At 36.0% G+C, this 15537-nt stretch carries 13 protein-coding genes; 7 read left to right on the top strand and 6 right to left on the bottom strand.

From position 1 onward, the window contains the following. The first annotated feature begins 55 nt into the window (after window positions 1-55). The 7 genes from OW492_RS01905 (at window position 56) to OW492_RS01875 (ending at window position 7287) form a co-directional block, all read left to right on the top strand. A complete protein-coding gene (locus OW492_RS01905; protein WP_290038059.1) occupies window positions 56-742 on the top strand; it encodes a HAMP domain-containing sensor histidine kinase in 687 nt (228 codons plus the stop codon). Window positions 743-808: 66 nt separating this feature from the next. Continuing rightward, a complete protein-coding gene (locus OW492_RS01900; protein WP_290038058.1) occupies window positions 809-1588 on the top strand; it encodes a DNA repair ATPase in 780 nt (259 codons plus the stop codon). Window positions 1589-1701: 113 nt separating this feature from the next. After that, a complete protein-coding gene (locus tag OW492_RS01895) occupies window positions 1702-2091 on the top strand; it encodes a hypothetical protein (RefSeq protein WP_290038057.1) in 390 nt (129 codons plus the stop codon). 75 nt (window positions 2092-2166) lie between these two features. Then, the gene (locus tag OW492_RS01890; RefSeq protein WP_290038056.1) at window positions 2167-3864 is read left to right on the top strand and encodes an AAA family ATPase; all 1698 of its coding nucleotides are present in this window, start codon (window positions 2167-2169) and stop codon (window positions 3862-3864) included. A gap of 142 nt (window positions 3865-4006) precedes the next feature. Next, window positions 4007-4546 carry a bifunctional 3-hydroxydecanoyl-ACP dehydratase/trans-2-decenoyl-ACP isomerase gene (gene fabA / locus OW492_RS01885; protein ID WP_113818206.1) on the top strand — a complete coding sequence of 180 codons (540 nt, stop codon included), beginning with the start codon at window positions 4007-4009 and terminating at the stop codon, window positions 4544-4546. Window positions 4547-4821: 275 nt separating this feature from the next. Continuing rightward, a complete protein-coding gene (gene sppA / locus OW492_RS01880; protein ID WP_290038055.1) occupies window positions 4822-6687 on the top strand; it encodes a signal peptide peptidase SppA in 1866 nt (621 codons plus the stop codon). 141 nt (window positions 6688-6828) lie between these two features. Continuing rightward, window positions 6829-7287 carry a DUF2919 domain-containing protein gene (locus tag OW492_RS01875; RefSeq protein ID WP_290038054.1) on the top strand — a complete coding sequence of 153 codons (459 nt, stop codon included), beginning with the start codon at window positions 6829-6831 and terminating at the stop codon, window positions 7285-7287. Between the two features lie 231 nt (window positions 7288-7518). Here the strand turns inward: OW492_RS01875 and OW492_RS01870 are convergent, their stop codons facing one another. The 6 genes from OW492_RS01870 to OW492_RS01845 all read right to left on the bottom strand — a co-directional run bounded on the left by OW492_RS01870 (window position 7519) and on the right by OW492_RS01845 (window position 15513). Further along, a complete protein-coding gene (locus tag OW492_RS01870) occupies window positions 7519-8805 on the bottom strand; it encodes an NAD(P)/FAD-dependent oxidoreductase (protein WP_290038053.1) in 1287 nt (428 codons plus the stop codon). A gap of 257 nt (window positions 8806-9062) precedes the next feature. Next, on the bottom strand, window positions 9063-9602 hold the full coding sequence (ycfP, locus tag OW492_RS01865; RefSeq protein ID WP_290038052.1) for an alpha/beta hydrolase YcfP: 540 nt from the start codon (window positions 9600-9602) through the stop codon (window positions 9063-9065). A 102-nt stretch (window positions 9603-9704) separates the two neighbouring features. After that, window positions 9705-10721: a beta-N-acetylhexosaminidase gene (gene nagZ, locus OW492_RS01860; RefSeq protein WP_290038051.1), complete on the bottom strand. Its 1017-nt coding sequence runs from the start codon at window positions 10719-10721 to the stop codon at window positions 9705-9707. An 85-nt stretch (window positions 10722-10806) separates the two neighbouring features. Continuing rightward, on the bottom strand, window positions 10807-13218 hold the full coding sequence (locus OW492_RS01855; RefSeq protein WP_290038049.1) for a FimV/HubP family polar landmark protein: 2412 nt from the start codon (window positions 13216-13218) through the stop codon (window positions 10807-10809). A 132-nt stretch (window positions 13219-13350) separates the two neighbouring features. Next, on the bottom strand, window positions 13351-14364 hold the full coding sequence (locus OW492_RS01850; protein ID WP_290038048.1) for an aspartate-semialdehyde dehydrogenase: 1014 nt from the start codon (window positions 14362-14364) through the stop codon (window positions 13351-13353). Between the two features lie 9 nt (window positions 14365-14373). Next, window positions 14374-15513 carry a 4-phosphoerythronate dehydrogenase gene (locus tag OW492_RS01845; protein WP_290038047.1) on the bottom strand — a complete coding sequence of 380 codons (1140 nt, stop codon included), beginning with the start codon at window positions 15511-15513 and terminating at the stop codon, window positions 14374-14376. Window positions 15514-15537 lie beyond the last annotated feature (24 nt).

Here is a 15537-nt window from a genome sequence, read left to right as displayed (position 1 = left end):
TTCGCATTTTTATAGTTAGAATGAGGTACATAGCATTTACGCTGATGGAGAAATAATGAAAAATAGTGATCAACTTGATTTCAGTACTATATTAGCTACTAGCATACACGATATGAAAAACTCACTGGCAATGGTGTTGCAATCGATTGAAGATTTAGATCTAGCAGACAATTTGACGAGTCTGCAACATAAATCAGTATCTAACTTACATTATCAAACATCACGTATCAACAGTACCTTGATGCAATTGTTGGCTCTATATAGGGATGAGCGAAAACAGTTACCTGTATTAATTGAAGAAAATTCAGTAAATGAATTATTAACAGATGTATTGGAGCGCAATCGCTTATATTTAAACAGTCATCATATCAAGTTAAGTGTTAAAGTTGAAAATAACCTATACGGCTATTATGATGTTGACTTAATCAGTTATTTATTAAGTGATATTTTAATTAATGCATTACGTCATGCAAAAAGTGAAGTCATTATTTCAGCCCATCATCAAGATCCCTATTTAATATTTGAAATAGAAGATGATGGCGAAGGATACCCGCATTATATGTTGAATGTGAATGATGATGAGTTTGCATCATTTAATGCAAATAAAGGGCGAAGTGGATTGGGTTTACTATTTGCTAAAAAAATCGCTGCAGCCCATAAGCTTAAAGCTCTGTCTGGGAATATTACTTTGACCAATAAACCTGAACAAAGTGGCAGTATATTCACTTTACGATTACCTTAATTTTTTAATGGCATGGTCAGTTTAAGATACCCTGCTTTACTTTAATCATATAAAAGAGCATCTAACTTGTATCCATTAATTATATCTTTAGTCGGTTTATTATTGATTGTTATGATCGGTTATAACATCATTCAACAATACAAACAAAAAGCGGAAACAGAGCGACGTATCTCGGTTTCCAAACAGCACGCCACTATTACAGAAGTTGACGAATTGTTGTTGTTTTCAACTAAAATTCCGTTCAGTAAAGCGTTATTATTAATTCTAAAAAATAGAATTCGTAATGCCTTATATATCATGATTAATATATCGCCAACCACTGCCAGCTACAGAGAACACTTTGCTGATACTGAAGCGCAAATAAAACAAATCAAAGAAAATTATGTCGCACCATCACCAAGCAGTTTACAAGTACCGCCGAATGATAAAGATGCCTTAGCATTGGTACAAGCGACTAAAAAAATACGTGCAGTGTTGCGATCTGAGCATGCAAAACAAAAAATTAATACAGACCTATTTGTTTCTGAGAACCAACAGCTAGAAATGATGCAGTTAAAAATTAATATCGAAATCAGTATTAAACGTATTAATGATGCAAAAAATCAAAAACAATATAATACAGCAAGACAAATGACCGACAAGATTCTCAAGATCTTAAGTAATATTCCACACAAAGATAATGATTTAGAGAATAAACAAGCATTATTAGAAAATGTAAAAATTGAAGTTTCTTCTTATTTAACCAGTGAGCAAAATGCTGCTATGGATAATCAACAACAGAACAAAAAAGAAGATAGTAAAAAGAAAGACCTAGAAAGATTATTTGCCGACAAACAAAAATGGTAACCCTGTAAACATTTGCTTGATAATTATTAACGTATATAATTTTGATATAAATCAATAACTTTAATCACATCCTCATTATTATAAAATATCATCATAATAATGAGGCATCAGTTATGCAATCCATCACTTCAGAACAACAACAACAATTAAAAACGCATTTACTTGCTGAATTTTCACAAGTGAAAGAAAAGGTAAAAACTCGCCTTGCAGTCTCTTCCAAACCTTACTTGAATGAGCTTGTTAACAAAGTTGATGCAATGAATGCTGATTTGTTAATTGAAAGTTTAGTGCATAGTGAAAGCCACTCTCTTAATATTTATAAAATGCAAATAAAGAGCATTGATGCTGCACTACAGGGTATTGAACTTGGTTTATACGGGTTATGCTCAGATTGTGAAATAGAGCTATCTGCCGAAGAACTATTTGAATGCCCTACTCAGCAACGCTGTTCAGCTTGCGAATTAAAATACCAACAGCAAAAAGTTAAGGGATATAAGTTATAAAAGATAATTTATTGTTAACTTTATAGGAAGGTATATGCTAAATTGCCTTCCTTTTACTTAACTAGAGCTGAGATTTTGACCGATAATATTTCCCCTGTAACTTTAGATAATGCCTCTAGCACCAAACATAATGAACTTGAGAAAACTTTACCTTTGTCAGTATCACAATGTAGTACTGATTTTAGCGAGTATATAAAGCAATATTCGCCATCTAAGGGACTCTCATTTTCTCAATTATTTCCAAACGCAACGGCTATTGTATCCAAATATCTTAAGCTGCCGACACCTTTATTATTGGTAAATAGTCGCTACTGGTTAAATGCTCAACAAGTATTGAAGGAAGTCATCCCTAGTGATTTACCTGCTGATTATTTGTTAAGTTATAATCAAGAAAGTTTGTTTGGTCGATTATCTCTTACTGGTAATGATGATCTCACACTATCAGAAGGTTTATTAACTAAACTAAATAATGGTGCGCTAGTGTTAAATATTAGCCCCGTATTAGTTGAGCCTAGTTTATGGTTTAAACTTAAATCAGTATTACAGCGTGGTTATCTACTAGCCAGCGATGCAGTTAATGCTGAAAAAATAAAACAAGTCTTACCCGACCTGCAATCACAACCAGTAAATATCAAATTAATTTTAGTAGCGACACGTTTGCAATTAGAAGAATTGATCCAGATAGACCCTGAGTATACGCAAATTTCATCGTTATTCTGTGAATTAGCAAGTCAGGTACCTGCAACACAAAATGCAGCTGATACCATCATCAATTATTGCCATCAAGTAACTCAACAACTAGCAATTGAACCACTTGATAACGAAACATTAAACACACTTTTTAAAGCCTTGGCAGTGGAGTGTCAGCATCAACAACAGCTATTGTTTGACCCTGAGTTTATTCAACAAACAATACGTTATGCTAACTTGTTTTGTAGCGATAAAAAAATTACCAAAACAGATCTAACAGACTATTTTCAAGAGATAAATGAAGCACAGTCTTTAGCCCGTAAATACAGTGAACAATCTCTTCTAGAAGGCCAAGTTAACTTACAATTAAGCGGCGAAAAAATTGGCCAAATTAATGGTTTATCTGTCGTTGAATTGTTGGGGTATCCTTGCGAATTTGGAGAGATATTTAGGATTTCAGCCAGTGATATGATTGGCGACGGTGAAATTATTGATGTAGAACGAAAAGTCGAATTAGCAGGTAACATTCACGCTAAGAGCACGCATATTGTTCAAGGCTATCTAAATCACTTTTTTAGCCATATTAATGCGTTCCCCTACTCTTGTAATCTTGTATTCGAACAATCATATCAAGAAAGTGATGGTGATAGTGCTTCCTTAGCCATCTTGTTAGCTGTTAGCTCTTGTTACGCTAAGTTTCCGGTTAAGCAGAATGTATTCGTGACAGGTTCATTAGATCAACATGGCAACGTGTTACCAATTGGCGGTATCAATCAAAAAATTGAATCTGTTTCTCGTTTATTTGAATTAGGTTTAATAACCGATTCAGTGACGATTGTGATGCCTAAGGCAAATATCATTAACTTAACCTTAAACGATCAAACATTACGCTTAATTGAGCAAGGAAAAATACTGATTCATGCAATTGCACACTGCCATCAAGCTTTTCCTTTATTGTTAAACAAACAGTTTGAAGATGTAATTAAAGTAATTAATTGCAGAATTGAGTTAGCGAACAAGGAAGAGATGGAAGAATCATCGTCTAGCTTGTTTTCTAGGCTAAAACATTCTATCTTTCATTAGGATAGTTAAAACAAACGACAAGGTTTTTATTATTCTTGATTGTTCATAGCGCCTCATATAAAGTATGGCGCTCATTATTTCGTGGTGTTAATTATATGCATTTTAATGCCTCACCTTATCAATTATCTTAAGAAAAGTGATTATGACTAAAACCGTATCCCAAAAAGAGTTGGGTAAAAACTCTTACAATAAAGAAGAATTAATCAAATGTGGTCAAGGTGAGCTATTTGGTGAAGGCAATTGTCAATTACCAGTAGACAATATGTTAATGTTAGATCGTATCATCTCTATTACAGAAGATGGTGGCGAACATGGTAAAGGCGAATTAATCGCTGAGCTAGATATCGACAAAGCATTATGGTTCTTCGAATGTCATTTCCCTAATGACCCTGTAATGCCTGGTTGTCTAGGTCTAGATGCAATGTGGCAATTAGTTGGCTTCTTCCTAGGTTGGAGCGGTGGTCCTGGTAAAGGTCGTGCACTAGGTGTAGGTAATGTTAAATTTACTGGCCAAGTATTACCAACAGCTAAGAAAGTAACTTACCGCATCACGATGAAGCGTTTAATCATGCGTAAATTAGTAATGGGTATTGCTGATGGTGTTGTGGAAGTTGACGGTAAAGTTATTTACACCGCTGAAGATCTTAAAGTTGGCCTATTTGTTGATACATCAAGCTTTTAAACTTAAAGATTGATTATTCCTTAGAAAGCACTGATTATGTTTGTAATCAGTGCTTTTTTTTTGCTTAAATTTTGTATTACCAATTACATTCAATAAGTGAACTAAATTTTGCGTAAAAAAAATGACTTAATTTAAGGCGTAATTTAAGCCTTTCAAAGATTAACTCCGATAATAATCTATCGGGGAATGCGCCAAAAAGAAGTTATTTTAACAAGTAAAATAGATTAGTTCATTAGTGTGATTAGCATAATACCCCTCTCTGACAAGGAAATTTTATGGCCTTCTTATTTCGACTCATTAAATCAATACTGGTCAACAGTTTTAAATTTATTAACGCAATACGCTTAGTTTTACTCAATGTCATTTTTATTATGATAGTGCTATTCATAGTAGCTTCCTACGATACCGATGAAATGGAGGTAGAAGTAGCTGACAACTCTTACCTACGACTCGATTTAAATGGTTTCATTGTCGAAAAGAAACGACCAATGAACCTCTCTCAAGAAATATCAAAACAACTTTCAGGTATGGATAATGAGGCACCGCAAGAGTTTGAGGCACAAGAGATAATTAAAGCAATTCAGTTTGCAGAGGATGATCCAAAAATAACAGGGTTGGTGCTCGAATTAACAGGATTACAGTCTGCAAATCTAAATCAATTAACTGATATTGGCGCATCCATTAATCACTTTAAAGATTCAGGTAAGCCGGTGTACGCATATGCAGATAATTACTCTCAATCTCAATATTATTTAGCTTCTTATGCAGATAAAATTACCTTACCACCCAATGGTTTTGTATTGCTGCAAGGTTACGCGGTCAATCGTTTATACTTTAAAAACTTACTGGACAAACTATTAGTAACGCCACATATCTTTAAAGTTGGTACTTATAAATCATTTGTTGAACCCTTCACTGAAACACGCATGTCTGAATACAGTAAAACAGCAAACCAACATTGGTTAAATCAATTATGGCAAACCTATATTGACCGTGTGTTAACACAACGTAAAGACAATCCAAAACTAACTGCGGAATCAATTAACCCAACATTGCAGCAGGTCAAAGAAAACCTAAAAGCAGTGAGTGGAGATACTAGCCAATACGCATTATCAATGGGATTAGTTGACCAGTTAGCCTTCCACGACCAATTCATCAATGAGTTATCAGAAGATGCGCAACAAGAAAGTAATGACTTGCCGAACATGATTGATTACCGTGCTTATCAGGCGACTTTACCTTTATTATATCAATACACAGGTGCGGACTCACAAATTGCCGTTATTCATGGCACAGGTGAAATCATTTCAGGTGTTAATGATGGAACATCGATTGCTGATAAAAGCTTTAATACTCTATTAAGAGAGGCAAAAAATAATCCTCGAATCAAAGCCGTAGTAATTCGTCTTGATACACCTGGTGGTAGTGCCTTTGCCTCAGAGAACATCAGACAACAAGTATTAGCATTGAAAGACGCGGGTAAGAAAGTTGTCGTTTCAATGGGCGCTGTCACCGCATCTGGTGGCTATTGGATTGCCTCAGCAGCAGACCAAATTATTGCTTCACCAACCACTCTCACAGGCTCAATTGGCATCTTCGGTATGTTTGCTACCTTTGATAAATCACTCGATAAAATTGGCATACAACAAGATGGCGTAGCTACAAACCCCTTGTCTAATATTGGTGTGACTCAAGCATTAACCCCTGAATTAGCAGAAATATTCCAAATGGGTATAGAGAATGGTTACGCTAATTTCTTACAAATAGTAGCAGAAGGTCGTGGCATGACTATAGAAGAAGTAGATAAGGTTGCCCAAGGTCGTGTATGGACTGGTGCAGACGGTTTAAATAATGGATTAGTAGATGAGTTAGGTGATCTGCATTCAGCTGTGCTAAAAGCTGCTGAATTAGCGAATATTGAAGATTTTGATGTAATCTCTATTGAGCCAAGATTATCTTCTAAACAAGTTTTCTTTAATCAGTTATTTACGAAAACGATTCAGTTTTTACCAAGCGGGTTAATCACACAACCTGCTATATTCAGCATTTTTGAAACAATTGAAAAGCAGAGCAATTTTATTGCTAGGATTAATGATCCACAAAGTCGTTTTGTATACTGTACCCAATGCTATGTTGAATAAAATGTATCAGTAGCTAGTCAAAATATTCATTATGCCATTGAGCGATTGCAACTGTTAATATTCTTAATATGAAGCATGTAAAATGGCATTTTTATTTCTAATACCGAATAAACTAAATACAATTTTAAAACGAGTAACTCAATGAAAACACGTTTATATGCACTTCAGCATTATACTGAAGCTGGCGATTTGAAATCCCCTCCTATTTTTCTTTACCTTCTTTTGTTTCTATCACGTACTTGGATGTTACTAATTATTTCACTGGCATCACAACAAACCGGTGATAAATTACTGATGCTTTTTTATCCTGAAAAATTTCATTTTTACACTGGGTTGATCATTGGGCTATTACCAATCATTGTATTTTTAATATCCGGGCGTCGCCATGCGCAAAAGCACTGGGCAATTAAAAGTTGGCCAATTTGCTATTATTTTATCGTGGCCAGTTTACTGGCAGACTTTGGATTACAACTGTACTACTTGAATATAGAGCATTTTCAATATTCACTGTCAGCATCAATTCAATTAGTGATGGTGTGCTGGGCAACGATTTACGTGTTTAAGAGTAAACACTTGAAGGACAGTTTTAATACCAATTAGATTACATTTTACGTAGCAAAAATCACATAATTTAAGGCGCACATAGGGCCACTTTAAGCGTAACTTGGTTAATCAGTAACCGGAGAAGTGACCAAGAAATAAATTATTTTTAAAAATAAAATATCTCTATTAATTAGTGTCGTTGTTATCAACAATCCCATTAATATGATGCATACAAAAATGCCTCAACAAGTGAGGCATTTTCAGTACTTAACTAACCAACTAAGTGAATTAGTGTAATTTTAAACGCGGACGTAATACGCGATTAATTTTTTCTACTACTGTCATTAATCCAGTACGGATATAACCGTGTAAAGCAACCTGATGCATACGGTATAAAGAAACGTAAACTACTTTCGCTAAACGCCCTTCAATCATCATCGACCCTTTCATCAAGTTACCCATTAAGCTACCTACCGTGCTGTAGTTACTTAAAGAGACTAATGAACCGTAATCAGTATATTTGTAATCGCTTAACTCTTTACCATTTAAAGTTGCAATAATGTTCTTACCAACTTGTGTGGCCATTTGATGCGCAGATTGAGCACGAGGAGGTACAAAACCACCATCAGGTAACGCACAACTTGCACAATCACCAATCGCATAAATGTCATCATCAAGTGTAGTTTGTAATGTTGGTTTAACGATCAACTGATTAATACGATTAGTTTCTAAGCCTGCTAAGTCTTTTAAATAATCTGGGGCTTTAATACCTGCAGCCCAAACGATTAAGTCAGCTTTAATCAATTCACCAGACTTAGTTAATAGACCTTCTTCGTTTGCTTCAGTCACCATAGTATTAGTACGAACATCAACACCTAACTTGACTAGCTCTTGATGTGCAGACGCAGAGATACGTTTTGGTAAAGCAGGCAGTATACGGTCACCCGCTTCAATTAAGCTAACACGTAAGTCTGCACTTTTAATATGTGAGAAACCATAACTAGAAACTTGCTTAAGTGAATTATATAACTCAGCAGATAGTTCAACACCTGTTGCACCAGCTCCAATGATAGAAACATTAACTGAGTTTGTTTCCTTAACACCAAGTTGCAAGTATTTATTCAACATACGGTGATGGAATTTTTTCGCCTGTTGCGGGCTGTCTAAGAAGATACAATGCTCGCCAACACCTTTGGTATTAAAGTCGTTACTAACACTTCCTAGAGCCATCACTAGAATATCGTAGTGAAGATGGCTTTCAGGCAAAATCATGCAACCTTCAGCATCATATAAAGGGTCAATAGTAATTGTTTTATTAACACGATCTAGGTTGCGCATTGCACCTAGTTTAAAGTGGAAAGCATGATTCGTAGCATGAGCACGGTAACTCACTGCATCGATACCATCATCTAACGATCCTGCAGCGACTTCATGCAGTAAAGGTTTCCATAAATGGGTGCTGTTTTTATCAAGTAAAGTGATATGTGCTTTTTCTTTGCGACCTAATTTGTTACCTAATTTTGTAGCTAACTCTAGACCACCTGCACCACCACCAACTATTACTATCTTTTTCATAACGTCCTCATAAATTAAATTTTTTACAAAAAAGATGCTTAACGGGCTGTCAAATATCATCTTTATAAAAAAATTGATCTAGGTTGCACTTTTAGAAAACAAAGGTTATAAAAAAATGGGCTTCAAGTCACCTTTTTTTATCTTTGAATGTGAATGAAGTAAGGTTGTTGGAATTTACCAGATTAAATATAGGGGTTTTCGATCAGATTAGCTATTTATACAGACATAAATCTGATCGATTTAACAAATGGGTAACACTATCCAGCTTTAAATTGTTTAATTGTTGGTAAGTGCTCAGTGATATCTTTGAATTTATGACCCTGGGTTTGATCAAAAATGATTGGATAATAATTTGCTAGTTCATGATTACTGACTTCACTATCTAAAACATCATCCACTGTAGAAAGAATACAAATACAGTTTGCTGCATTTTCTCGTCTAAAATCATCAACACATTTAGTGTCTATATCAAAGTACTCTTCAGGCCATTCAATACGTCCAACCATATTATCTTCAGGGTGTAAGTTAGGGTTAAAAATCACTTGTTTAATACCCGATAAAAAACCAATTCGTTCACTCCAATATCCACCTAAACCCACACCACAAATTAGCGGTGCCGAATCATCAGTAGAATTAATATGTTGATTAACTTCCTTAAGAATATGAGCCATATCTTGTTTAGGGTGAATGGTACTGTAATGTACAAAACGCACATCTGGATCAATCGATTTTAATTGCATCACTTTCTCATGATTACCTGGGCTTGTTGCATCAAAGCCATGTAAATAGATGATCATCTTATTATCCACCTTTATATTTTAAAACTATGCAAACAAGTCATTCAGTCTTGTTTATTCTATTATCAGTCACTGCTAAATGAACACGCTTAAGACGAAACCTTAGATTGTATCGTTAAACTGTTCAATCATATGCTTAGACTGCTGCCACAGAGTATTATTTGCTAAAGGCTGTGCTAACTTACCTTTATCTGCGGCTAAGCGCTTGATTAAAGATACACTATTTTTAGCCTGGGCGGATAATCCATCTAAAATAGTCATCGCTGCCGGTGCATCATTACAGGCTAAAATGAAATCACAACCAGCTTTAAGTGCACCTTCAGCACGAGAAAGATGATTACCTACAAAACTAGCGCCATGCATGGAAATATCATCACTAATTATCGCGCCCTTAAAACCTAATTTAGATTTTAAAATCTGTTGCAACCAATAGTCTGAAAAACCACAAGGCAAACTATCACAATCAGAATAAACAACATGTGATGGCATAATGGCATCTAATTTATTGGCGTTTATTAATTCAATGAAAGGCAACATATCCTGCTTGAATATTTCCTCTTTAGGACGAGCATCAACAGGTAATGCAATGTGCGAATCAGCTTTAACACTTCCATGACCAGGGAAGTGTTTCCCTGTTGATGCCATACCAGCTTGTTTCATCCCTTCTATATAAGCAATAGCAATTTTTGTTACTTGCTGTTTATCACTACTAAACGCACGCTCTTTGATGACATCTGAAATGCCATTAATGTCTAATACGGGTGCAAAACTTAAATCGATATCGCAGGATAGCAGTTCGCTTGCCATTACAAAGGCGCTCGCTTTAGCTAATGATAAAGTTTGCTCAAATGAATCTGCTTTATTTAATAAATCACCACAAGCAGGTAAGGTCGTGAAGCCATTACGAAAGCGTTGTACTCGCCCTCCTTCGTGATCTACACCTATCAGTATCGGTTGTTTAGCATGTAATCTAATTTGCTGTACTAACTCTTTTAATTGCACCACATTGTCAAAATTACGGGTAAATAAAATAACTCCTGCCACTAACGGATGAGCTAAGTACTCTTGTTCAACGGTTGTTAACTGATATCCAGCAACATCCAAAATAATCGGGCGCATATATCTTCTTCCAATTTAAAAAGCCAGCAATGCTGGCTTAGGTAAAACATGTAAAAACCGATGTAATGGTTTTGTAAAAAGGTGATTAACTGATTCTATCGTACAGTTTTTTTACCTCTTTTAATTTATCTTCCGGTGCAGTTTCCAACAGTTGAGTTAATATTGTTTTTGCACCTTCTTTTTCATCTATTTCCAAATACGCTCTAGCTAGGTCTAATTGCGCTGCAACTCCATCCGCATCAGTATCAAAGTCTGTAAATGAATCAACAACATCAGGAAACTCATCTAAACCAAAATCAAGGTCAAACTCTTCTTCAGTCAGTTCTTTACCTTCTTCATTAGTCAACAATGTATCGATATCAATGAATCCCTTATCGTCCGTTTTATCAAACTTAGGTAGTTCAGCATCTTCATTAAAGGCATTACTACTTAATTGCTTAGCGAGTGAATCTGGGTCAGTAAAATCAAATTCTTCATCGGCTTCCTTCGTTGTAGCATCTTGCTCAGGTACAACATCTTCAACATCATTGTCTGATTCGAGTGTCAGTGGCTCTTCGTCAATCAACTCAAGTTCTTCATCTTTCTCAACATCTTGAATATCAGTTTCTGCTAAAACTTCATCTAGATTTTCTTGTTCAATCTCATTTGTTGATTCCGATAACAACTCATCTATATCAATAACTGCTTCAGATTCAGAATCGGTCTCTTCCGATATTTCATCAATATCTGTTTGGTCATCAGCCGATACTGCTTGTTCAGAGTCTGTTTCTGCAAGTAACTCTTCAACGTCAGGTGTAGACTTTGAGCTAGCTTCAGCTAAAGGTTCATCAACATCAGCGGTCTCAGTAATAACTTGTTCAGCTGTTTTAACAGGAGGCTCTGCCAGTAACTCTTCTACTTCAGGGATCGCTTCAGGTATTTGATCCTCTTCAATATCAGGTGGTGTTTCAGCTAGTATCTGGTCAATATCTGTATCATCTTGAGCGCTAGTTGTTTCATCAGATTCAACTGGTTCTTCAGTTAATAACTCTTCTACTTCGGGAATGGCTTCTGGTGAGCTATCTTCTTCAATAGTAACGTCTTGATCAACTGACTCAGGCTCAATATCATCTAATTGAATTGGCTCTAAAGGTGTGACTTCTGGAGCATCAAATTGGAAGTCATCCAGATCAACTTGATCTTCTTGTTTATCCTCTAAACCTGCAAGTTCTGATTCCCATTGCGCTGCAAGATCCAGGTCTTTTTGAGAAATATCATCATCTAGTACTAAATCAGACTCTAATAACTCAATAACTTCTTCATCACCATTGATAACGGCATCCATATCAACATCATCATTTACTGATGGTTCGTCGTTATCTTCGATTAATTCTGTTTCTGCATTTGCAGTGATTGTTTCGCTATTATCTACTTCCTCTTCGATAATAGTCAGGTTACTTTCTTCTTCAGCTGTTGCTGACTCATCCTCTGCAACCGGTACTTCTTCATTAGCAATTTCAGCGGCAAATAAAGAATCAAATTCATTTTCATCTTCATCCATGATAGAGGTTGATTCAGCAAGCTCTTGTTCTTTTAATGCTAATTCACGTTTAGATTTGATACGTAATATTAAAAGAAAAAGTGCTGTTAATAGCAATAATGGACTTAGAATCGTTAATAATAGCGTAGAGGCAGATCCTGTAATAGAACTTAGAATCTTATTTAATAAACCAGGGCCGCTAAATGGTGGCTCTTCGAATGCATCTATTTCAGCTTTGTATTGATCAATTAATGCCTGTAGTTGAATTTGAACATTGATATCTTGCTCTACTTGATCAGACAAAGTATTTATTTGATCGCTTAACGGTTGTAATTTGAGTTTTAAACGTTGGTTAGATTCAGTAGCGACAATTAATTGCTCATTAAGTAGCGCGTATTCTGCTTCTAATTTTTGCAATTGATCGTTAGTTGGCTGTTCAATTTGTTGAGCAATTGATGCTTTTTCTTCAACTTCAGGTTCTATTTTTGTTTGTTCTGCTTTCGCCGTCTCTACCTGTTTTTCTACTTCAGTTGCTACAGGTTTAGGTGTTGGATTTCTAGGCGTACTAGGAGCTGGGGTATTGGTTATTCTTAGTAAACGAAAAGCCTCTGCGTTAGTTTGTTGAGAAATAACCGATAAACTAGGTACGTCAATTACAGAAGATGCGATTATTTTATTAATGTCACCGTTGCGGAAAGCACTTGGATTAGTTTTGTAGATAGCAACTAATGTTTGATAAACACTGACATCGGTATTAGGACGCAACTTATTTGAAATTGACCATAATGTTTCATTGGCCGATACCGGACCATATCGAGATGGTGATACGGGTGATGTTGTATTTGAAGCCGTCACCGGAGTTGGTGATCGAATAAGTTCAGGCTCTTCATTTGGGCCCACTAACTCAACACTTTGTACATTATGAGCTGTAAGTAATAATGGAAGACAAGAAACAACAGCAAGCAACATGCGATTCATAAACGATCCTTGTAAGGGAATTGCAAAATAATATTAATTATAATAAACCAGGACAAGCAATAGCAGATCTTTTAAAACAAACGTGTAGGCTAGAATTGAGACCTAGCCCACTGTAATACCTAAACTATCTTACTATAAATAGGTATAGGCCAACTTTTCCATTACCAGCACTGCGTTCGTCGCAATACCATAATGTACATTATCTGCAGATACCCACATGTTAATACCAGCGGCATCACATGTGTCTTTACGTAAACGACCTACGTGTACTTCAACATTACCCACTACATCATCAATCATATTTGCATATTCAGTGACTGAACCTGCTAATACAATGTTATCACTATGATGAAGTGCATTAGCGACTTCCTCTAGCTCTACTGGGTAATGAGTAACAATATGAACCGCCTGTGAACAACCGTAAAACATAGGCACAACCACTTGTGTTGTAGACACTACCATTTCAGGGTCATTTAATAAGCGGCGTGTTTCAGCAGCTAAACGTAATTCAGAAAAGTCGATACCATCTTCATTAAACTCGTCAATTTGTGGCACCACATTAAACGCAATTTGCTGTTTAAATTTGTGTTGCTCAACACTTTTAGCATTCAATAAACGTGCCGTTTCGCCAGCTAATGCCGAAACACCTTTTTTACCGATAGTAGATGCAGATTGGTAACCAGCAACAGTTACTCGCTTGATACCCACTTCTTGGTGAATTTGCTTAATCGCAAGTGTTAGCTGCGCAGTTTCTGGACTTGGTATTGCGATAATATTCGCATCACTATAACGAGCGATATCTTCATCATTCACACCAACTTGTACTAAAGGCACTTCTGGCGACTCAAGATAATAACCACTGATATCGATAACAACACAATGTTCTTTCGCAATAGGGATCCAAGCTTGTGCGACTTCTCTATCCGATAGGAATAGCGCGATATCAGCTTGTTGCCAATCAAATGTCTCTAGCTCAACAACGTCAACAGGCTTACCTGAATACATAACCGAAGTGGTATCACACTCACTGCTACTGATTGGAAAAATATTATTAATTGCGAAATCACGTTTTAATAACACTTCTAACGTTGTTTCGATGCAACCATCAATCTCACCGATTAATGCAATATTGTATTCTTTGTTCATGTTGACCTTTTATTTGTTTTTAACAGTAAAACCAATTTTCTTTAAATCGATTATTTGTGGCGAAATTTGCCGCTTATCAGAGGTTGCCACCGTTAAAGTAGACAATTCTCGTCTTTCTGGGTAATTTTTGCGCATATTATCAAAGCCGTTCACTTCATTTACTTTTTTTCTAAATAAAGCATCATCTCTACGCACATCATATATCAAATGGACTAATGATTTTAATAATTCTGGTGTCAAATCACCACTTAAGGTGATATCACTAATATTTGGCTTCTCAGTAAAGTCAGTACTTTTTAACATCACTGGCGCCTGTAATTTTTCACAAAGTGCAATGTACAACATTTCAGTGCCGCGAGCTCGGCCATCTAAACTGTATCCTGCAATGTGAGGTGTTGCTAGCGTGACATAAGACAACAATTGTTTGTCTATATCGGGTTCATTTTCCCATACATCAAGGACTAGTGTCGGTACTTTCCCTTCAATTGCTAGCTTTAATAAGGCTTTATTATCGATCACTTCACCACGACATGCGTTAATCAAAATTTGTTGTGGAGTTAATTTTTCCAATACTGACTGATTAAATAAGTGGAATGTTTTATGAAGCCCAACCATGGTCTTGGGAACATGTAATGAAATGATACCTGCAGACAGCACCTCTTCAAAGCTACAAAATGGACGAGGGTCTCCAGCATCCTGCAAAGGTGGATCATATAATAAACAATTAATGCCAATCGCCGTTAAGCAATCATAAACCGCTGTCCCCGTATTACCTGCACCAACAATCGCGACAGTTTGATTTAACAATACTAATTGTCGTTGTTCGATCACCACTAACAAAGCGCTTAACACATAATCAGCGACTGATATTTTGTTACAACCAGGGGCACTACTGAATGCGATGTTTCTAGATCGTAGATACTCAATATCAATATGATCGGTTCCAATGGTCGCGGTGCCAACAAATTGAATTTTATTGTTTAACGCCAATAAAGATTGATTCACTTTGGTAATAGAACGTACTAATAATATATCTGCATCTTGAATTTGTTCAGCTGTAACATCACGACCAGAGAAGGTAGTGACTTCACCAAATGATTCAAAGAACGATTTACCATGCGGCATGTTTTCGTCGATATAAATCTTCATCTTGTTTCTACTTATCCCAATTAT

This window comes from Psychromonas sp. 14N.309.X.WAT.B.A12 (assembly GCF_030397575.1).
In the GTDB taxonomy this organism is placed as follows: Bacteria; Pseudomonadota; Gammaproteobacteria; order Enterobacterales; family Psychromonadaceae; genus Psychromonas.
This window is presented reverse-complemented; position numbering and strand designations above follow the sequence as displayed.

Bases quoted from the DNA above. Each gene is read 5' to 3' on its own strand.
- OW492_RS01845 (WP_290038047.1), bottom strand. From the start codon at position 15,513: ATGAAGATTTATATCGACGAAAACATGCCGCATGGTAAATCGTTCTTT.
- OW492_RS01905 (WP_290038059.1), top strand. From the start codon at position 56: ATGAAAAATAGTGATCAACTTGATTTCAGTACTATATTAGCTACTAGC.
- sppA (WP_290038055.1), top strand. From the start codon at position 4,822: ATGGCCTTCTTATTTCGACTCATTAAATCAATACTGGTCAACAGTTTT.
- OW492_RS01870 (WP_290038053.1), bottom strand. From the start codon at position 8,805: ATGAAAAAGATAGTAATAGTTGGTGGTGGTGCAGGTGGTCTAGAGTTA.
- OW492_RS01850 (WP_290038048.1), bottom strand. From the start codon at position 14,364: ATGAACAAAGAATACAATATTGCATTAATCGGTGAGATTGATGGTTGC.
- ycfP (WP_290038052.1), bottom strand. From the start codon at position 9,602: ATGATCATCTATTTACATGGCTTTGATGCAACAAGCCCAGGTAATCAT.
- OW492_RS01875 (WP_290038054.1), top strand. From the start codon at position 6,829: ATGAAAACACGTTTATATGCACTTCAGCATTATACTGAAGCTGGCGAT.
- nagZ (WP_290038051.1), bottom strand. From the start codon at position 10,721: ATGCGCCCGATTATTTTGGATGTTGCTGGATATCAGTTAACAACCGTT.
- OW492_RS01855 (WP_290038049.1), bottom strand. From the start codon at position 13,218: ATGAATCGCATGTTGCTTGCTGTTGTTTCTTGTCTTCCATTATTACTT.
- OW492_RS01895 (WP_290038057.1), top strand. From the start codon at position 1,702: ATGCAATCCATCACTTCAGAACAACAACAACAATTAAAAACGCATTTA.
- fabA (WP_113818206.1), top strand. From the start codon at position 4,007: ATGACTAAAACCGTATCCCAAAAAGAGTTGGGTAAAAACTCTTACAAT.